This is a genomic window from Archangium gephyra (assembly GCF_042230915.1).
GTDB lineage: Bacteria > Myxococcota > Myxococcia > Myxococcales > Myxococcaceae > Archangium > Archangium gephyra_B.
The window spans coordinates 6,582,608-6,602,761 of sequence record NZ_CP102578.1 but is presented as its reverse complement, the minus strand read 5'-3'; the positions used below and the strand labels follow the sequence as shown (position 1 = coordinate 6,602,761).

The window sequence follows — 20,154 nt, the reverse complement described above, 5'->3', positions numbered from 1 at the left end:
GTGGTTAAAGGGCGAGGGACTGGAACAATGAATCCCAAAGTGCTTGTCGAGGTTTTCGCCGAGCATGCTGCGGCACAGAGTGACGCGATTTTTCGTGGGGACGCCAAGACAGGAAACAAGCATGCCAGGCGCTACTTGAACGCGGTCGACAAGTTGCTCTCGCTTGGTGATACAGGACGGGATGCACTGGCCTCGTTACTTACTCACCCGCGAATGGACGTCCGAGTCAAGGCCGCAGCATATCTGCTTCGCTATCGGACAGCCGAGGCCAGGGCTGTATTGGAAGAAGCAGCCAGGAGCGAGGGCCTGATCCCCTTCATTGCTTCTGAGGTATTGAAGAACTGGGAACAAGGGACCTGGGCACTTGACCCGGAGTAGGTGCGCGATGACGCGCGCTCATTCGAGGCGAACCACCGCTTCGAGCGTGGACTACGCCGCACGGCTCTCCGCGCCGGAACTCCCGCTCCATGCGCCCTGGAGTTTCGAGGGGAGACACAACACGACCCGGATCCGGCTCTCCCTCCAATAGTGCGAGACCCTCGGGAGCCGCGTGAGCTCCTGGGTCAACCAGCTCCGAGCCAGTGGGGGCACGCACCTCAAGGGGCTGATCAGCGGGATTCATGGCGCGCTCCATCATCATGCGGAGGCCACGGGGCGCACGCCGGAGTTCGGGGTCTACATTCCCTCGGTGCTCACGGAGGGGCTCACGGTGCTGCTCGACGTCACGGTTCCTCGGCCGGTATGGCTGGGTCCCGTCAAGGGAGTGCTCGCCAACGAGGAGTGCGAATTCGAGGTGGAGGAGCTGGTCCAGACGTGGCTGCGCCAGCGCTTCGTGGAAGAGTCCGCGGTGGCGGAGCGGGTGTTGGACCACGTCATCGGGCGGTACATCGCTCGCGAGTAGCGTCTCTCCCATCTGCCACGTTCTGACGTGAAGCCCGGTCTGGCGTTAAGGTACCGCCATGGATCGTCTCCTCCGAGGCGCGAAGCGGATGTTGCTCCTGGTGTTGGTCACCGTGGTCATCGCGTACGTGGGCCTCTGCGTGCTGGTGTTCCTCAACCAGCGGCACCTGGTGTTCCCAGTGCCTCCGGGGGCTCGTGAGCCCTCGCTGCCCGGAGCCACGCTCCTGCGCCTCCCGGGACCCGAAGGGTCGACGGTCTACGCGCTGCACGTGCCCGCGCCAGCAGGGGCGCCGACGGTGGTGCACTTCCACGGCAATGGCGAGCAGCTCGCGGACGGGGCGTGGCTGGCGCAGCGCTTCCAGGAGGCGGGGCTCGGCTTCTACGCCGTGGAGTATCCGGGTTACGGGCTCGCGGCGGAGCAGGGACCCTCCGAGACCGGCATCTACGCGGCGGCGGAGACCGCGCTGGAATACCTGCACCAGAAGCTGGGCGTGCCTACAGAGCGCACGGTGCTGCAGGGTCAGTCACTCGGCTCGGGCGTGGCGGTCGAGATGGCGAAGCGGGGCCACGGCTCGCGGCTGGTGCTCATCACGCCCTACACCTCCATCGTGGACCTGGGCGCGAGGCTCTTTTCGTGGTTGCCCGCGAGCCTGCTCGTAAGGGATCGGTTCGACAGCGCGGCCAAGGCGCCCGGGTTGAAGCTGCCGGTGCTCATCGTTCACGGGACGCGGGATGAGGTCATCCCCGCGGACATGGGGCAGCGGCTGGGAACCCTGTTCCCGAACGCCACCGTACGTTTCCTCAAGGACAAGCGTCACAATGATGTTTTGGATCAACCAACTGTCTTGCTGGAAGTAATGGGGTTCGCGCAAGGTAGAGTGCCGCAGGTGGATACGGATCAGGCAAAGCCTTGAAGGCTCTTGATCAGGAGACCAGGATGGATAAAAAGCAGGAGTGGTGCTTTGATTAAAATGTTTCGTGGCATCAGCGTCCCGATGGCGGATGCGCCAGAAGCTAAACGCCGTATCATGGCATCAGGGCTATCGGGAGATGAGGGTGGAAGTCGTTGGAAGAGCGTATGGCTTTCCAGGCATTTCAATGAATTGTGGGAGCATCCATCGCTTTTTCGTGAGGTGACGCAGCGCGGCGTTAATGAGTCAGCACTATTTGCATGTGGAGAAGAGGGGGGGGCAAGCTATTACGCATGCGCACATCATGCAAAACCAGGAAACACCGGGCTTCTCATCGTCTTTCTCGCACCAGAGGAGAGCATTGCAGTAGATTGCCGTGACTTCCTTTGTCCCGCATTTCAGCTTTGGGATAGTCGTAATAAGTTCAGCCAGGATGCTGTCGGTTCAACGCTCGCACGTCTGTATGGGGATGCGATTCTTCCTTATTTCAGGCGCGCGGCGGCGACAAAGAACCAGCAGGAGCGCATTACGCTTTGTAACCTTGCGAGTTTCGATCAAAAGGTGGTTCATGCCCACTATGCCAACAGTATTCCGTTCAGGGGACGCTATGGTGTAACTTGTGCCTCATCTTTTATTGTTCGAGCACCCATTCCTGCAGCAAGCATCCTCGACGTGTGTTCAGCACGGGGTGAGGTGATTCCTGTGCCGCAAGTTACGCTCGACGATGTCAGATAGGACTACTCGATCACTTCGCGCGCTCCCCGAGGAGGATTTTCCCTCGGAGTTCCACGGCAGACTTCAAAAGAGGAGTGATTTTTATGAGTAAAAAGAAAAATCGATACCAAGTCGAAGAAGATCCGGTCAAAAGGATTGAGATCGTGAAGAAGGAGAACAGAGAAGCAAAAATCGAGGAGATGAGCGACAAGGGATTCTTTTTGTACCATGAAAAGGAACAAGACCCCAAAACGCTCATCATGACATTTATGAGTAGTGCTTGAGCGATGTAGGAGGGGCAGGGCTCTCCTTTGATGCAGAGGCGCGGAGCGGAGCGGCTGAAAAAAGCCGCTGCCGGGAGATAAAGGCTGTGAGCAGCGCCACCGCGCTGGCCGTGAAGTCTATCGAGGCATATGAATTCCTGGGCCGGTGCGTGGAAGCGTGTTGTGGCGAGATGCTGACTCGATCAGTTGCCCAAAGCCCCAACTTCCCGCGTGTGTCTCCAGGCCAGCACAGTCTCTACGCACCGGTTCGGCGCACAGCCCGGCTGTCGCCCGTCAGTGTCCATGCCTTCCTCTCTGCGCCAGCACGCTCTCCCAACAGGGTATCCACCTGACCTGTGCATGGGACTGCCACGTTCTCCGGTTTCACATAGGTAGGCTGACAACTGTGCTTGGGAGCCCTATGATGCTTCGCGCATGCTCTCCATTCTTGTCATGGCCCGTTTTGGACCCTGGACGTTGCTTCGAGTCGAGGACCTGCTGTCAGACAAAAGCAAGTGGGAGCACTGCGAGCGGTGTGATGAGCACATCCGCTACGTCCATGTGTGCCAAGTGGATGGCGAATTTAAGGAGTGGCGTATTGGCAGCACTTGCGGTCCGACGCTGATTCAGGTTAGCGATGAAATTTGGGACGAGGCTGCGAAGATCGCGGCTCGGAACCTGAAACTCCTGCATCGGGCGCTACGGCTGAAGCCCCTTGAACAGCAGCCTAACTCCTGGGGCGTGACACGCCTTGGCGCCGACTGGGTCGATAAAATTATAGACAGTCTCAAGGCTGGTCAGACGGACAAGTACACTCTCCAGAAGGGACAGGTCGCTAGGCACAACGACCTGCGGGCGATCCAAGCTAGGCTGAGGCTCGCAGAGAAGTTCCACGCCCTACATGCCTACAAGATGGGTACGGGGCGCTGAGTGACAACCTTTGGCCGCAAGAGCAGTCTCCGTCTGGGGCTTCCCTCGGTAATAGCGTTGATGTGATCAAGTGGTAAATAGGATGCTTCAAAGATCCAATGGTTGATTACGACACCAGCAGCCGCGCGTCGTCCAGGTCCATGTCGGCGATCAGGTCCACGCCGTTGCGCATGAGCCGCCGCGCCGCCGCCATGACCCTCGGGCCGTGCCCGTTGTCCAGGCACCACTGCGCGTGCTCCACCAGCAGCGCCAGCTCGTAGGTGCGGCCCAGCGTCAGTGAGAAGCGCCTCGCCCCGGCCTCCACTCCCGCCGGGTTCTCCATCGCCTTCATCACCCACGCCCGCGCCTTCTCCAGCGACTCCTGCGCTGCCGCCACGCACGGCCTCAGGCCCGCGTCCTTCGCCGCCCCCAGCCGCCGCTCCGCGTCCGCGTACAGCGCCTCCAGCGCGCCCCCCTTCGCCATCGCCCTCAGCGTGTCCAGCGAGAGCACGTTCGTCGTCCCCTCCCAGATGGACAGCACCTGCGAGTCCGCCAGCAGCCTCGGCAGCCCCGTGTCCTCCACGTAGCCCGCTCCCCCGAAGCTCTCCACCGCCTCCGACGTCACGTGCACTACCTGCCGCCCCGTCGTCAGCTTCGCCAACGGCGTCACCAACCGCTGCAGCAGCAGCTCCTCCTCCGTCGCCGTCCTCGCCTCCATCTTCCCCAGCAGCTCCACCGCCCGGAACGCCAGCAGGAAGCCGCCGTGGAACTCGGCCTCCAGCCCCGCCAGCGTGTCCACGTGCAGCGGCTTCTCCGCCAGCGGCGCCCCGAACTGCACCCGCCGCTTCGCGTAGTCCCTCGCCAGCGCCAGCGCCCTCCTCATGCTCCACGCGGCCCCCATCGCGTTCCACGTCCGCGTCACGTTCAGCATCCACGCCATGTTCCGGATGCCGTCCGTCAGCCCCGCCACCGGCACCGCCAGCGTCCCGTCCAGCGTCAGCTCCGCCGTCGGCACCTTCCTCGTCCCCAGCTTGTCCTTCAGCCGGTTGATCTGAATCCCGTTCAGCCTCCCGTCCGCCCCTCGCGTCTCCACGTAGAAGATCGCCAACCCCTTGCCCCCCGGCCCGTTCCCCTCCGGCCTCCCTAGCGTCAGCGCCATCTGCGCCGTCGTCGCCGAGGTGAACCACTTCGTCCCGTACAGCCTCCACCCCTCGGGCGACTGCCTCGCCGCCGTCTGCGTCAGCCCCACGTCCGAGCCGCCCGTCCGCTCCGTCATCCACTGGCCCGACGTCCAGAACGTCTTCGGGTCCCTCGACGTCAGGTGGGGCAGGGCGCGCTGGCTCAGCGCCTCGTTCCCCAGCGACAGCAGCGTCCGCGCCGCCCCGTCCGTCATCGCCAGCGGGCACGAGTAGACGTCCAGTGACGGCTGCACCAGGTAGTTCAGGACGAACTGGTGGATGCGCGAGCGCTCTCCGTTCTTCTGCTCGTACGCCACCGCCACCAGCCCCCGCTTCGCCGCCAGCGCCTCCGCCTCCTTCCACAGCGGCGACACCTCGATGTGGTCCACCCGGTGGCCCCACGCGTCCCACTGCGTCAGCTCCGGCTCGTTCGTCCGATCCCTGAGCTGGAACTCGTACAGGGCCCCGCCTCCCAGCTCGCCCAGCTCCCGGAACTCGTCCTCGAGCCCCGTCCGCATCTCCCGCGGCAGCACCCGGTCCAGGTAGCTGCGCAGCAGAGCGTCGTCGTCGTACTGGTTTCCAAGCCTCGGCGGTTCCTGGAAGAAGCTCATACCGGGGAAGCTAGCACCGGGCTGGCCCCACTTCCTGCTAGAGTCGGTGGCCTCAACCCGGAGCAAACATGGCCGAGCAGCGGAGGCCGGGGGGCAATCCCCCTCCATTCGACTCCCCCGAATTCGAGACCGACACGAGCCGCACCATCACCCCCCGGGAGTCTCCCGCGGTGGGCAATGTGCTCTCCGCGCCGCCCCGGCCCCGGGTGCCCACCGGGCAGGGTCCCGCGGCCCAGGGCGGTCCCCCGCGGCCTCCCGCCCCGGGCGCTCCCCCCGAGCGCCGTCCCGTCGGTCCCAGCCCCTTCCTCGAGCGCCGCGCCCCGAGCCCTCCCAGTCCCGAGGCCCGCCGCGTCATCTCCAACCTCCCCACGGAGCAGCTGCCCCCCGTGCCCGCGGAGCTGCGCCGCCAGGCTCCTCCCATGCCCAGCATGGACCTGGCCGCGGTGCCCATGGACAAGCGGTCCGCTCCGCCCGTGCCCAGCATGGAGATGGCTCCCGTCCCCATGGAGCACCAGCGCCGCTCGGCCCCGCCGGTGCCGTCCATGGACCTGCCCTCCGTCATCGTCGAGCAGCGCCGCGCCGCCCCGCCCGTCCCGACGTCGGAGCTGCCTCCCGTCCCCGTCGAGATGCGGAGGCCCACGTCCGGTGCCCCGATCCCGGGCGCCGAGCGCAGGATGACCGGCACCATGCGCCGCGCCGCCATCGCCGAGGGGGGTGGGGGCGCCCCCAGCGCCACCAGCATGTGGCCCGCCCAGCCGCGCACGCTCGCCGAGTCGGGCCTCACCGCCACCATGGTGGAGGAGCTCGTCCTCAAGGCCATCTTCTTCGCCGGCGAGATGCGGGGCATGGACATCGCCAACCGCCTCAAGCTGCCCTCCACCATCATCGATGAGGTCGTCGAGGGCCTGCGCCGCCAGAAGTACATCGACATCCGCGGCGGCGGCGGCTCGGGCGTGGGCAAGTCCACGATGATCTACCAGCTCACCACGTTCGCCACCGACGTGCTGCGGCAGATCCTCGATCGCAACCGCTACAACGGCCCCGCTCCCGTCACCCTCCAGGAGTGGATCGACTCGGTCAAGAAGCAGACCGTCCGCGGCAACCGCATCACCCGCAACCGGATGGAGGATCAGTTCGGCGACCTCATCATCCGTGACTACATCTTCGACGGCATCGGCCCCGCCATGAACTCGGGCCGCGCCATCTTCTTCTACGGGCCTCCCGGCAACGGCAAGACAGCCATCTGCCAGGGCATGGTCAACTGCTTCGATGGCGAGATCTTCATCCCCCACGCCATCCTCATCGACGACTTCATCGTCCGCATCTACGACAGCATCCTCCACAAGCCCATCGAGGACGACGCCAACACCCCGTCCTATGACCGGCGCTGGGTCCGCTGCCGCCGGCCCCTCGTCGTCGTCGGCGGTGAGCTCACCCTCGAGATGCTCGACCTCGTCTACTCGCCCGAGGTCAAGTACTACGAGGCTCCCTTCCAGATGAAGGCCACCAACGGGATGCTCCTCATCGACGACTTCGGCCGTCAGAAGGTCTCCCCGAAGGACCTCCTCAACCGGTGGATCGTCCCGCTCGAGAGCGATGTGGACATGCTGACGCTCCACACCGGCAAGAAGGTCCAGGTCCCCTTCGACGTCTTCGCCGCCTTCTCCACCAACCTCGACCCCAGCGATCTCGTCGACGACGCCTTCCTCCGCCGCGTCCGCTACAAGCTCGAGGTCCAGCCCCCCGATGAGGAGCTGTTCCATCAGATCTTCGAGGTCATGTGCCGCAAGCGCGGCGTCCTCTACGACGCCGACATGGTCCAGTACCTCATCGATACCCACTACAAGCCCATCGGCCGCCGCTTCGCCGCGTGCCAGCCCCGCGACCTGCTCGATCAGATGATCGACATGGCTCACTACCGCGGCCGGCCTCCGCAGCTCGATCAGGACCTCATTGATGCGTCTGTTCGCAGCTACTTCGTCCGGTTCGACAAGGAGCGCGGCGGAGGGCGCTGAGCGAAGCGGGGAAGGCCGTAGACCCTCACCCTAACCCTCTCCCAAAGGGAGAGGGGATGGGGCGAAGGGTCCCCAGGGGCTGGGCTCGAGCCACTTGCGCACCTCGTCCACCGGGACGTTCGACAGCACGTCCACGATCGACAGGCCCACCACGAAGCGCTCTCCCTTCCTCCCCTGGTCGTACGCGGGGTAGCGGAACTTCTGCCACAGCAGCCGCACCCCCGCCTCCCGGAACGGTCCCGGCTTCAGGTACAGCGAGCCCACCGCCGAGTAGTACGTCTCCATCCCCAGTTGCGTGCAGTACGACGCCAGCCGCCCCGTCTTGTCCGGGTGCGAGCGGTCCAGCTTCGACGCCAGCTCCACCCGCGGTTTCACGCCCAGCGGCTCGTAGAAGAGCTCCATGCTCGCCAGCAGCGTGCGCAGCAGTGAGCCGGGGCCCCGCTCCTTCGCCGCCTGCGCGTAGAAGCCTTCCAGTCTCGGCAGCACCTGGCTCCGGAAGTAGGGCCTCCTCCCGTACAGCATCGTCAGCGTCGCCAGGTGCTTGCGCGTCCACGGTTGGGCCGTGTCCACCGCCAGCTCGGAGATCCGCGTGTCCCGGTGCGCTCCCTCCAGGGGAATCGTCAGCCACTGGAACGCGGGCTCGGCCGGCGGGGGCAGGGGAGTGCCCGGCGGCAGCGCGACTCGCGCCCTGCGCTGCCAGCCCCTCCTCAGCCACTGCACGTTGTCCAGCACCAGCAGCGTGTCCGCCCTCGCCACCTGCTCGTAGAAGTCCAGCCACGGCAGGTAGTGGGGTTGCTCCGCGACCAGGACTCCAGACCGCTGCTCAGTCACGGGCCGCAGTGTAGGGGTCAGATGCGCAGGCGCGCCACCACTCCCGCCTCCAGGTCCGGCTTCCAGGGGCCGGTCCGATCCTCCAGCGCTCCTCCCACTCCGTACGCCAGCACGGGGCCCACCCGGCGCACGCCCGGCGCCACCGGCTTGCGCACCAGCACCAGCTTGAGGCGCTCCGCCAACACCGGCAGCTCGCTCCCCATGCCCGCGCCCACCGGCAGCGTGCTCCCCAGCCGGTGCGTCCACACGTCCACGTAGCCCGCCAGCAGCAGCTCCCGGTACGTGGGCGCCCCCAGCAGCCCCAGGTTCGCCGGCGTGTTGAAGTCCCCCACCAGCACCACCGGCAGCGGCTCGCCTCGCAACGTCCGGATCAGCTCCCCCGCCTGCGCCACCTGCACGCGCAGCCCGTGCTCGTCCGGCGCGGGCTCCAGGTGCGTGCTGACGAAGCGGTACGTCCGGCCCTCCACCTTCGCCGCCACCGAGGCCCAGCCCCTCGGCAACGCCACCGGCTCCTGGCCCGGACGCGGCACTTCGCGGCGTGCCACGTAGTTGCCCGCACGCGCCTCCTTCACCTCCACGTCCGCCCGCGCGAGGATGACGTCGAAGTCCGTCAGCCGCACGTTACCGGGCGCCCGCGCGACGCTCGTGCGCAGCGGCATCTCCACGTCCGCGTTGCTCACCCGCGCCACCTCGCGGTAGTGCAGCCCGCGCACCGCCAGCTCACCCAGCAGCACCGGCAGCATGTCCACGGACACCGTCTCCGCGGGCCGGGCACCTCCGAAGAGCGCCTCCCCCGTGAGCCGCAGCCGCGCCTGCATCACCTGCTGCAGCCCGACGAGGTGCGGCCGGGCCTGCTGAATCTCCTCCGCCAGCTGGCTCGCCCGGGCCTGGAGATCCTCCGGGCGCAGCGACTCCAGCAGCTCCGCGGCACGTGCCGGCTCCTCCTCCCACCGGGCCTCCAGCACCCGCTCCAGGTGCCTCCCGCCCGACAGGCTGCGCGTCATCACCGCGAGGGCACCCCGGTCGAACAGCTGGGCACGCTCGGCCTCGGCGCGCTCCTCCCGTCCGTCCACCACCTGGGGCAGTGTCGCCACCTGACAGGCGCCGAGCGCCACCATGCACAGCCCCACCGCGATGCCGTTCCTCATTCGTGTCTTTCCCCCCGGACCGACCCCGCCCCGGCAACCCGTGCCCGCCTGCTCGCCACGGGCAACCCGGTTGAGATAGGGCGCCCCTGCTCGGACGCCAGGGGGCCAGGCCCCGCCGTCCACCCGGGCGACCACCACTGAGCACGTCGAGGTCGCACAAACGTTGGACACGTGGCAATAATGCGGACCGCCCGCCCGCTGACCGGGCGGCCCATGGTGCCCCTTTGCGCCTTCCACCACTCCCTCCCGTGGCGCGAACGGGGATAGGCTTCCGTCCAACGGAGAGCGGTTCTCCCCGAATCGGGCGCTCATGGTGGACCGGAAGGGCCTCGATCTAGCAATCTTCTGTTTCCTAAGAATCCGCTCCTGCCTCCATGCGCTTTCTCCTCCTCAGTCGCGACGGTGACCACCCCATCGGGGCAGAGCTCTCCCGGATGGGACACGAGGTCGTGGTCGCCTCGGGACCCGAGGTCACGGCCGCCACCATCTCCCTGGTGGACGTGCTCGTCGTCGGGGCCGATCAGGTCCGCGAGAAGTCCGAGTGGTTCAACCGGCTGCGCGCGCAGATCCGCGCCGCCGAGGTGTCCGTGCTCGGCATGGCGGCCAGCCTCACCGACGACGACATCACCCCGCTGATGGAGATCGGCGTGGATGACTACCTGGTGGCGCCCTTCCACCCGGTGGACGTGCGCGCCCGCATCGCCCTGTTCGAGCGCCGCTGCTACGCCTTCATGCGCCGGCAGTCCCACGAGGAGTCCGCGCGCGGGGAGATCGAGCGGCTGGCGGCCATCATCCAGACGCAGAACGACATCGCGCTGGCGGGCCTGGATCTGGACGTGGTGATGCGGCTCATCGCCGAGCGGGCGATGATCCTCTGCGGCGCGGGGGGCGCGGCCGTGGGCATCATCGAGGGCGAGGAGATGTTCTACCGGGTGTGCACGGGCTACTCGAAGCAGTTCGAGGGCGCGCGCCTGGCCATCGCCAGCACCATGGCCGGCACCAGCGTGCTGCGCGGCGAGGTGATGCGCACCGACGACACCGAGCGGGATCCGCGCGCCAACGTGGACGCGGCGCGCCGGCTCAAGGTGCGCTCCATGCTCAACGTGCCCCTCAAGCGCGACAACCAGACGGTGGGCGTGCTGAGCATCGCCTCCCAGGTGCCGTTCGCCTTCGTGGACTCGGACGAGCGCACGCTGGAGCTGATGGCCGGCCTGCTCGGGGCCGCCATGGGCAACGCCGCCGAGCACGCGGCGAAGCAGGCGCTGATGACGGAGGTGGCCTCCATCGTCACCGCGCTCCAGGAGAGCCAGCACCTCTTCGACTCCTTCCTCAACAACAACCCGGCGCTCGCCTACATGAAGGACGAGGCCGGCCGGCGCGTCTTCGTCAACGAGCCCTTCCGGCGCTTCTTCGGGCTGGCTCCCGGCCTGGACGTGAGCACCATCCCCGATGATCAGCTCATGCCGGCGGAGACGGTCGCCCTCCTGCGCGAGCAGGACGAGCAGGCCTTCAAGTCCGGCCAGCCCTCCGTTTCCGAGAGCATCATCCCCACCCCGGAGGGCGAGCCGCGCCAGTTCCTCACCTACCGGTTCATCGCCCGCGACAGCTCGGGCCGGCGTTTCCTCGGTGGCGTGTCCTTCGACATCACCGAGCGCAAGGCCGCCGAGGAGGCGCTGCGCCGCTCCGAGGAGAGCTTCCGCGCCCTCATCGAGGGCTCGCCCGAGGCCATCTTCGTGCACCGCGGTGGGCCGCTGCTCTACGTCAACCCGTCGGCGTGCTCCTTCCTGCGGCTCAAGGCCAACGAGCTGGTGGGCCGCTCGCTGCTGGACTTCGTCCACCCGGAGGATCGCGGTGCCGCCGCCGGCGCGCTCGATGGTCTGCCGGGCCGGGGCGCCTCCAACCGCGTGCGGGAGATCCGCTTCCTGCCTCCCGGCGGCGGCCTGCTCACGGCGGAGATCAGCAGCCTGCGGCTCGTCTTCGCCGGCCAGCCCGCCACGCTGGTGAGCGCGAGAGACTTGACCGAGCGCAAGCAGATCCAGGCGCGACTGGTCGTCGCGGACCGGCTGGCCTCGGTGGGTACGCTCGCCGCGGGCGTGGCGCACGAGATCAACAACCCGCTCGCCTTCGTCATCTCCAACCTGTCCTTCCTCACCGAGGAGCTGCACACCATCACCGGGCTGCTGCCCGAGGGGCGGCTCACCGAGGTGGAGGAGGTGCTGGCCGAGACGAACGAGGGCGTCAACCGCGTGCGGCTCATCGTCCAGGACCTGAAGACCTTCTCGCGCGGCGACGAGGAGCAGCCCACGGCGGTGGACTTGAGGCGCGTCATCGACTCGGCGCTGGCGCTGGCCCGCGGCGAGCTGCGCCACCGCGCCACCGTGGTGAAGGAAGTGTCCGAGGTGCCGCTCGTGGAGGGCAGCGAGGCGCGCTTCGGCCAGGTGGTCCTCAACCTGCTCATCAACGCCGCCCACGCGATCACCGCCGGTCAGCCGGACAAGAACGAGATCCGCGTCATCCTGCGCGCCGAGAGCAACCACGCCATCATCGAGGTGAAGGACACCGGGTGCGGCATGCCGCGCGAGGTGTTGGATCGCATCTTCGATCCCTTCTTCACCACCAAGCCGGTGGGCGTGGGCACGGGACTGGGCCTGTCCATCTGCCACGGCATCATCACGGGCTTCGGCGGGGAGATCACCGCCCACAGCGAGCTGGGCCGGGGCAGCACCTTCCGCATCAGCCTGCCCGCCATCCGCAGCAAGCTGAAGGCGGGGTAGGGCCCCTCAGCGCGAGCCGCGGCGGAAGAGCGGGAAGAAGTCCCGAGGGGCCTTCTTCTTGCGCACGCAGCGGGTGTCCGCGCTCATGTAGCAGGCCGAGAAGCCCCGCCGGCGCTGGCCCGTGCGGCTCTGCCCGGAGCGGTGCCACACGTAGTTGTGGAGCAGCAGCACCTCGCCCGCCTCCACCGGCAGCGGCACCGCCAGCCGGTCCGCCCCGCGCGCCGCCACCTGGTCCGGCGGCACCACGCCCCCGAGCGCCGTGGCCAGCCCCCAGCGGTGGCTCCCCGGCACCACCTCCACGCAGCCCCCGTCCAGCGGCGCGTCGTCCAGTGCCGTCCACAGCTGCAGCTCGGGATCCTTCGTGAGGCCCCACAGCTTGCCCCCGTCCTGGTGCCAGGGCAGCTCGCTGCCGCCCCGCTGGCCCTTGTGGAAGAGGATGGCCCGGTAGAGGCAGAGGTCCCCGGGCATGAGCGCCCGGGCGAGCCGCTCGAAGAGCGGGTTCTCCATCCACTCGAGGAAGCGCGGATCCTTCTCCAGCTTCTCCAGCTTGCGGTAGTCCAGCGACGGCCCCTGCCAGCCGAGCCCCAGCGGTGCGTCCTCGTAGCGGCCCGTGGGCGCGTCCATCTGCCAGAAGAAGCCCGGGTAGCTCACCCGGCCCAGCATCAGATCGTCCGCGCGCTCGCGCAGCGTCTCCAGGCCCTCGGCGCTGAGCAGCCGGCCCAGGCGCGCGTAGCCGTGCTCGGCGTAGTGCGCCAGCGGCCCGGCGATATCGAAGGTCTCCGCATCCACCGCCAGCATGCTCACCTCGCGTACGTGGCGTCCGTGCCCAGCCACTCCCGGGAGAGCTCGTCCACGCGCGAGGCCACCTCCGGGGGCAGCGGCTTCGCGCAGGCGTCCAGCGCCGCGTCCAGGTGCTCCACCGTCGCCGGGCCCGCCAGCACCGAGTCCACCCCGGGCCGGCTCGCCAGCCATGCGTAGGCGAGCTCCACCAGCGTGAAGCCCGCCGCCTCCGCCACCTCCCGCAGGCGCGCGGCCTGCTCCAGGAGGCGCTCGGACCAGTAGCGGCGCTGGTAGAAGCGGTTGCCGTCGAAGCGCGAGCCCGTGGGGATGGAGCCGCCCGGCACATGGCGCCCGGAGAGCAGTCCTCCGGCCAGCGGGTTGTAGACGGTGGTGTGGATGGGGTAGCGCCTCGTGAAGGGCAGGTACTCCACCTCCACCTGGCGCACCAGCACGTTGTAGAGCACCTGGGACAGCACCGGGCGGGGCATGCCGCGCGCATCGCACAGGCTCCGCAGCTCCAGCAACTGCCAGGCCGCGTGGTTGGACACGCCCCAGTGCCGCACCTTGCCGGCGCGCACCAGCCCATGCACGGCCTCCAGCGTCTCCTCCACCGGCGTGGCGGCATCCGGGGCGTGCAGGTAGAGCACGTCCACGTAGTCCGTCCCGAGCCGCTTCAGGCTGTCCTCCAGCGCACGCACCACCTGCGCGCCAGAGAGGCCCTCGGGTTTCCCCCGGACGCGCGCCAGCCCCACCTTGGTGGCGAGCCCCACCTCCGCCCTCCGGCCACGCAGCGCCTGGCCGAGCAGGCGCTCGGCCTCGCCGTTGCCGTACGAGTTGGCCGTGTCGAAGAAGGGCACGCCGCGCTCCAGGGCCCGGGCGATGATCCGCTGGGCCTCGGGCGCCGGGGTGCGGGCCCCGAAGTTCATGGTCCCCACGGAGACGGCCGCGGGCGGCGCGCCGGGCCCCGAGGGCCGGGGCTCCAGCCAGCGTGTGAGGGGAGGGGAGGGAGCGGTCTGACTCATGGGGTCTGACTCATGGAATGAGGAGTAACGATACCCACTAGTGAACGCCGGACCTTGCGCCGGAGAGGGAGCGGCCGAATGGTGGGAAGGAACATGCCCTACCTGCGCCTCACCCGCTTCGTCACCGCGCCCGATGGCACCCGCGTCGCGTACCACACGCATGTGGGCAATGCCCCGGAGAATGAGGCGGAACCCGCGCTCGCCTCCCGCCCCTCGGTGCTGCTCACCAACGGCATCGGGACGTCGGAGAACTTCTGGCGGTACATCGTCGCGGACCTGGAGCAGGACCACCGGGTGGTGCACTGGGACTACCGGGGCCACGGCCGCAGCCAGCTGTCCGCCAATGGTGACTACGCGCTGCGCGTCCACGTGGATGACCTGGAGCGCGTCACCGAGGAGATGATGGTCCGGGGCGATGGGCGCCCGCCCCACCACGTGGCCTTCTCCATGGGCGTCCGGGTGGTGCTGGAGCTGTACCGGCGCCGGCCGGAGCTGGTGTCCGCCATGACGCTCATCGGCGGCAGCCCCGCCTCGCCGGATCCGAGCGCCTGGTTCATCCCGTTGCCGGGCGGACACACCACCCTGGGCCGTGTCTTCAAGACGCTCACGCCGCTGGTGCCCAAGGTGGCGCCGCTCGTCCACCAGGTGCTCGCCTCGCGGCTGGCGTATCCGCTCGGACGTGTCTCGGGCCTGCTGAGGGCCCGTGCGCCCCGCGCGGACATCCTCGAATTCCTGCTGGCCCTGCGCCGGATGGACCCGGAGGCCTTCTGGATGATGGTGCGCGGCCTGTTGGACTGCCCTCCGTGCTGGGACGTGCTGCCGGACGTCCGGGTGCCCACGCAGCTCATCGCCGCGAAGAATGATCTCCTGGTGCCCCTGCGCGAGATGAAGCGGATGCGCACGCGGATGCCGGCCGCGGAGTGGGTGCTGGTGGACGACGCGGGCCATGCGGGCCTGGTGGAGGCGGGCACGGAGATCGCCGAGACCGTGCGCGCCTTCCGTCAGCGATGCGGGGTGGGCCCGGCCTACCCGGTGCAGACGCACTGAGCCGGGGCATTCCGCCCTGGGTGGAATGTCGTGAGTGTTACTTGAATGACCTCTCAGGCATGATGGGCGCCGCTCCGGTCCCCCGCCTCCCGCGGGGAGCTGTCCATACCGGAGCAGGTATGCCCCATGCTGCCAGCCCGTCATTTCGGAGTCGTTGCCTTCACCGCGTTGCTGCTCGTGCTCACGGGGTGCGGTGACGGGGAGGAATCAGCCCGCTGCGGCGATGGCGTGAAGAATGGCGCCGAGCAGTGCGACGACGGCAACACGGTGAACGGTGACGGGTGCGAGAACACCTGTACGCCGACTCCCGGGATGGGGCCGGCCTGTGGCAACTCCATCCTGGAGGCCCCGGAGCAGTGCGACGACGGCAACACCGTGGGAGGCGATGGGTGCGAGCACAACTGCACCCTGCCGAGCGTCGACGCGGGCTCGGACGCGGGGACGCAGACGGACGCGGGCTCGGACGCGGGGACGCAGACGGACGCGGGCTCGGACGCAGGGACGCAGACGGATGCGGGCTCGGAAACGGACGCGGGGACGCGGACGGACGCGGGCTCGGAAACGGACGCGGGTTCCTCGGGGCCTGCTTGTGGCAACGCGATCGTCGAGCCACCGGAGCAGTGCGACGATGGCAACACCGTGGGGGGCGACGGGTGCGAGCACAACTGCACCCTGCCCATCATCGACGCGGGCACGGAGGTCGTGGACGCGGGTACCCATGCCGATGCTGGCTCCATCGGGGACGCAGGCACCTGGACGGACGCGGGTACCGGGACGGACGCGGGTACCTCCGACGCGGGCACCGAGACCGATGCGGGGACCTGGGACGCGGGTACGTGGCCGGACGCCGGCACCTGGACGGACGCGGGCACCTCTGACGCCGGCACCTGGACGGACGCGGGCACCTCTGACGCCGGCACCTGGACGGACGCGGGCACCGAGACCGATGCCGGGACCTGGGACGCAGGCACGTGGCCGGACGCGGGCACGTGGCCGGACGCGGGCACTTCCGACGCGGGCACCGAGACCGATGCGGGGACGTGGGACGCGGGTACGTGGCCGGACGCAGGCTCCTCCGATGCCGGCACCTGGACGGACGCGGGCACCGAGACCGATGCGGGGACGTGGGACGCGGGTACGTGGCCGGACGCGGGCTCCTCCGATGCCGGCACCTGGACGGACGCGGGCACCGAGACCGATGCCGGGACCTGGGACGCAGGCACGTGGCCGGACGCGGGCTCCTCCGATGCCGGCACGTGGCCGGATGCGGGTTACGACGCAGGCACGTGGCCAGACGCGGGCTATGACGCAGGAACGTGGCCTGACGCGGGTTACGACGCAGGAACGTGGCCGGACGCAGGCACGTGGCCGGACGCAGGCACGTGGCCGGATGCGGGCTCCGATGGTGGTAGCTCGGAGCCGGGTCCCGATGGAGGCATGGGGACGATCATCGAGTGCCGGAGCACCCCGTTGCCGCCGCCCACGTCGGGAACGTGCTCGGTGACGCCGGGCAGCGCCAGCCGCCTCATCACGGGCGTCATCCTCGCGTCGGACAAGGTCTACAACGGTGGCCAGGTCCTCTTCGATCCCGCTGGCGTCATCCAGTGCGTGGGCTGCGATTGCTCTGGCGCGCCCGAGGCCGCTTCGGCCACGCAGGTGGTGTGCCCGGACGGCGTGGTGTCTCCGGGCCTCATCAACCCGCACGATCACATCACCTACCAGGGTGCCCCCTATTCCGGCTTCACCTCGGAGCGCTACGAGCACCGCCACGACTGGCGCACGGGCAGGGATGGCCACACGAGGATTTCCACCACCTCCTCGAGCGGTGCGGCCATCCGCTGGGCGGAGCTGAGGCAGGTGATGGCGGGTACCACCTCCATCGCGGGCTCTGGCGGCCAGAACGGGCTGCTGCGCAACCTCGACAAGCCGAGCACCTCCACGAGTGGAGGCAACCAGGAAGGTCTCGGGGCGGGCGCCACCGGCCTCAACTACGCGACCTTCCCGCTGGGGGACAGCTCCGGCACCGAGCTGACCAGCGGGTGCGCCTATCCGTCCATCGATTCGCCGAGCGCCATTCCGAGCGACTCCGCCTACCTGCCGCACATCGCCGAGGGCATCGAGACGTCCGCCCTCAACGAGTTCCTCTGCACCTCGGGCATCAACCCCTCCGGGCGGGATCTGGTCGGCCCCCGGACGGCGATCATCCACGGCATCGGCCTGCGCGTGCCGGAGATCCGGCTCATGGCCACCGAGGGCGCGAGCCTCGTCTGGTCGCCGCGCTCCAACGTGTCCCTCTACGGCGACACCGCCCAGGTGGCCGTCTACAAGCGGCTGGGCGTCAACGTCTCGCTGGGCACGGACTGGCTGCCCACGGGCTCGATGAACCTGCTGCGCGAGCTGCGTTGCGCGGACTACCTCAACAGCATCTATTACAACGCCACCTTCAACGACGCCGAGCTGTGGTCCCTGGTCACCCGCAACGCGGCCCGGGCCACGCAGACCGCGTCGAAGATCGGTGAGCTGAGCCCTGGCAAGGTCGCGGACATCGCCATCTTCCGGCTCCGGTCCTTCGCGCACTCGCCGCACCGCGCGGTCATCGCCGCCAACCCCGAGGACGTGGTCCTCACCCTGCGCGGAGGCAAGCCCCTCTATGGTGACTCGGCGCTGCTCGAGGCGCTCGGCGCCACCGGGTGCGATGCGCTCGAGGTGTGCGGGGCCTCGCGCCGGGTGTGCCTCCAGTCGGAGACGGCGGAGTCGCTCGCGACGCTCCAGAGCCTGAATGCGAGCTCCTACCCGCTCTTCTTCTGCTCCGGGGAGCCCACCAACGAGCCGCTGTGCACGCCGCGGCGCGCGTCCACCGATTCGCGCTTCCCCGGCTCCGTGAATGGCTCGACGCTGTACTCGGGCCTCCCCGAGTCAAATGACATCGATGGGGATGGGGTGCTCGATGTGAGCGACAACTGCCCCAACGTCTTCAACCCCGTGCGCCCCCTGGACAATGGCGTGCAGGCGGACTCGGACGGAGATGGGGCAGGCGACACGTGCGACGTGTGCCCGCTCGAGCCGTTCTCCACCACCTGTGCCGCGCCGTCCTCCGGCGACTCGGATGGCGACGGCGTGTCCGATGCCGTGGACAACTGCCCCGCTGTGTCCAACCCGGGCCAGGAGGACGGCGACGGTGATGGCATGGGCAACGCCTGCGATGTCTGCCCCGTGTCCAACCCCGGCGGCTCGGCGTGCCCGGTGAGCATCTACACGCTCAAGACCCCGGTGGGCGGTACCTGGTCCTGGGTGGGCCAGCGCGTCAAGCTCGAGAACGTGCTGGTGACGGGCGCGGGCACCTCGGGCTTCTTCGTGCAGGTGCACCCGGACGAGCCTGGTTACTCGGGCTCCGAGTACTCCGGCCTCTTCGTCTTCAAGACCGGCCACGGCGTCAACGTGGGCGACCGGGTGGATGTCGGTGATGCGCTCGTCACCAACTACTTCGGGCAGCTGCAGCTCAACAACCCGGCCAGCCTCGCCATCCGGAGCATGGGCAACCCGCTACCCGCGCCCGTCGAAGTGGGGCCCTGGGACGTGGGGAGCGGTGGATGGCTCGCGCAGGCGTTGGAAGGTGTGCTCGTCCGCGTCCGCGGGGTGGAGGTGACGCAGCTCGAGCCGGCGCCCGGCCCGGGTGACTCCGTCCCCACCTACGAGTTCGTGGTCAATGGCGTGCTGCGCATCAACGACTTCCTCTTCCGCCCCACCATGCCGGCCGTGGGCGATCTCTACGCGTCCATCACCGGCGTGCTGGAGTGGCGCAACGGCAACTCCAAGCTGGAGCCGCGCTCCAGCGGGGATCTGGTGGGAGACACGGTGCCGTTCCTCGTGGAGCTCGGCCCGTCGGACTGGACCTTCGTGAGGGATGGCTACTCCGGCCCCACGTTCCCCGGGGAGATCCTCGTGAAGCTGAACCGGCCGGCCGAGGTGGACACGTTCGTCGCGGTGACGTCCTCCAATCCGGGGGTGCTCATTCCCATGGGCACCGTGCGCATCCCCGCGGGGCAGAGCTCGGCGCCCTTGTGGGTGAACGTCGATCTCTCCCAGGAAGGGGCGTACACCGGTTACACGTGGCTGACGGCGACGCTCGATGGCCTCTCGAAGACCGCCACGCTGACGGTGCTCGCCGCGGACCAGGCCTCCTATCTGTCCCTCATGGGGTGCGAGCGCACCTCGGTGGAGCAGGGCGGGATGACCCAGTGTGTCGTCGTCCTGGATGTTCCGCCCGAGGCCGACACGGTGGTGTCCCTGTCGTTGTCACCCGAGGGGATCGGCGTGCTGCCCTCCGAGGTGGTCATCCCGGCGCGTCAGGTCGCCGCCCTGTTCACGTTCACCGGCTCGTCGAGCTCGAGTGGTTCCGCGACGATCCTCGCGACGCTCGGGAGCCAGACGCTGTGGGCCTACATCGCGGTGCTGGCGCCCCCCACCACGGACCACGTGGTCATCAGCGAGTTCGCTCCGCAGGGGCCGGGTGGGGCGGCTGACGAGTTCATCGAGCTCTACAACCCCACGGGCGAAGAGGTGGACCTGTCCAACTGGAAGGTCCAGTACAAGAGCGGCACGGGGACCTCCTACTCCTCGTACGTGCTGCCCGCGGGCTCGCGCATCGCCCCTCACGGCTTCTTCCTGGTGGCGTCGGCCGGGTACACCGGGACCGTGAGCAGGGACGCCAACTGGGGCACCTCGTTGAACCTGGGGGCGAACCCGGCCAATGGTGGCCACGTGCGGCTCGGCAGGCCGGGCATTGGCTCGTCGCCGACGGATACCCTGGCGGTGGACACGGTGGGCTACGGGCCGGCCAACGCGCCCGAGGGCAGTGCCTTCCCCACGTTGCCCGTCGTGAACGGCAGCTTCGAGCGCAAGGCCTGGAGCGATTCCACGGCCGAGTCCATGGAGGCGGGCGCCCATTCCTTCCACGGCAATGGCTTCGACTCGAACGACAACTCCCAGGACTTCGTGCTGCGCTTCAACCGCGGTCCGCAGAACCGGGCCAGCCCGTCCGAGCCGTGACC

Annotated in this window: 14 protein-coding genes; 9 read left to right on the top strand and 5 right to left on the bottom strand. The window is 68.5% G+C overall.

Annotation, left to right across the window (positions count from 1 at the left end; genetic code table 11):
* Positions 1-27: 27 nt before the first annotated feature.
* The 5 genes from NR798_RS25875 to NR798_RS25855 all read left to right on the top strand — a co-directional run bounded on the left by NR798_RS25875 (position 28) and on the right by NR798_RS25855 (position 3,718).
* Positions 28-378: a DUF2019 domain-containing protein gene (locus tag NR798_RS25875; RefSeq protein ID WP_375765166.1), complete on the top strand. Its 351-nt coding sequence runs from the start codon at positions 28-30 to the stop codon at positions 376-378.
* 172 nt (positions 379-550) lie between these two features.
* Positions 551-901 (top strand): hypothetical protein, encoded by a 351-nt coding sequence (locus NR798_RS25870; RefSeq protein ID WP_375765165.1) that lies wholly within the window; start codon positions 551-553, stop codon positions 899-901.
* A gap of 58 nt (positions 902-959) precedes the next feature.
* Positions 960-1,814, top strand: coding sequence for an alpha/beta hydrolase (locus tag NR798_RS25865; RefSeq protein WP_375765164.1), 855 nt, complete (start codon positions 960-962; stop codon positions 1,812-1,814).
* Between the two features lie 48 nt (positions 1,815-1,862).
* Positions 1,863-2,546, top strand: coding sequence for a hypothetical protein (locus tag NR798_RS25860; protein WP_375765163.1), 684 nt, complete (start codon positions 1,863-1,865; stop codon positions 2,544-2,546).
* Positions 2,547-3,223: 677 nt separating this feature from the next.
* Positions 3,224-3,718, top strand: a complete 495-nt coding sequence (locus tag NR798_RS25855) for a hypothetical protein (protein WP_375765162.1) — start codon at positions 3,224-3,226, stop codon at positions 3,716-3,718.
* Positions 3,719-3,824: 106 nt separating this feature from the next.
* Here NR798_RS25855 and NR798_RS25850 read toward each other — a convergent pair whose 3' ends face one another.
* Positions 3,825-5,486, bottom strand: a complete 1,662-nt coding sequence (locus tag NR798_RS25850; protein ID WP_375765161.1) for an acyl-CoA dehydrogenase family protein — start codon at positions 5,484-5,486, stop codon at positions 3,825-3,827.
* Between the two features lie 68 nt (positions 5,487-5,554).
* Here NR798_RS25850 and NR798_RS25845 point away from each other — a divergent pair, with 68 nt between their 5' ends.
* Complete coding sequence (locus tag NR798_RS25845) at positions 5,555-7,501, top strand: ATPase (RefSeq protein ID WP_375765160.1); 1,947 nt, start codon at positions 5,555-5,557, stop codon at positions 7,499-7,501.
* 30 nt (positions 7,502-7,531) lie between these two features.
* Here the strand turns inward: NR798_RS25845 and NR798_RS25840 are convergent, their stop codons facing one another.
* Both NR798_RS25840 and NR798_RS25835 read right to left on the bottom strand, forming a co-directional pair.
* The gene (locus NR798_RS25840) at positions 7,532-8,332 is read right to left on the bottom strand and encodes a WbqC family protein (protein ID WP_375765159.1); all 801 of its coding nucleotides are present in this window, start codon (positions 8,330-8,332) and stop codon (positions 7,532-7,534) included.
* Between the two features lie 17 nt (positions 8,333-8,349).
* Entirely contained in the window at positions 8,350-9,480 is a 1,131-nt protein-coding gene (locus NR798_RS25835; RefSeq protein WP_375765158.1) for an endonuclease/exonuclease/phosphatase family protein, read from the bottom strand.
* 434 nt (positions 9,481-9,914) lie between these two features.
* On the opposite strand from NR798_RS25835, the gene NR798_RS25830 reads away from it, so the two are divergent.
* Positions 9,915-12,254: an ATP-binding protein gene (locus tag NR798_RS25830; protein WP_375765157.1), complete on the top strand. Its 2,340-nt coding sequence runs from the start codon at positions 9,915-9,917 to the stop codon at positions 12,252-12,254.
* Between the two features lie 6 nt (positions 12,255-12,260).
* Here NR798_RS25830 and NR798_RS25825 read toward each other — a convergent pair whose 3' ends face one another.
* Both NR798_RS25825 and NR798_RS25820 read right to left on the bottom strand, forming a co-directional pair.
* Positions 12,261-13,052: a phytanoyl-CoA dioxygenase family protein gene (locus NR798_RS25825; RefSeq protein WP_375765156.1), complete on the bottom strand. Its 792-nt coding sequence runs from the start codon at positions 13,050-13,052 to the stop codon at positions 12,261-12,263.
* Positions 13,053-13,054: 2 nt separating this feature from the next.
* Positions 13,055-14,056 carry an aldo/keto reductase gene (locus NR798_RS25820; RefSeq protein ID WP_375765155.1) on the bottom strand — a complete coding sequence of 334 codons (1,002 nt, stop codon included), beginning with the start codon at positions 14,054-14,056 and terminating at the stop codon, positions 13,055-13,057.
* A 78-nt stretch (positions 14,057-14,134) separates the two neighbouring features.
* On the opposite strand from NR798_RS25820, the gene NR798_RS25815 reads away from it, so the two are divergent.
* Together NR798_RS25815 and NR798_RS25810 are read left to right on the top strand one after the other, a co-directional pair.
* Positions 14,135-15,103 carry an alpha/beta fold hydrolase gene (locus NR798_RS25815; RefSeq protein WP_375765154.1) on the top strand — a complete coding sequence of 323 codons (969 nt, stop codon included), beginning with the start codon at positions 14,135-14,137 and terminating at the stop codon, positions 15,101-15,103.
* A 126-nt stretch (positions 15,104-15,229) separates the two neighbouring features.
* Entirely contained in the window at positions 15,230-20,152 is a 4,923-nt protein-coding gene (locus tag NR798_RS25810) for a DUF4215 domain-containing protein (protein ID WP_375765153.1), read from the top strand.
* Positions 20,153-20,154 lie beyond the last annotated feature (2 nt).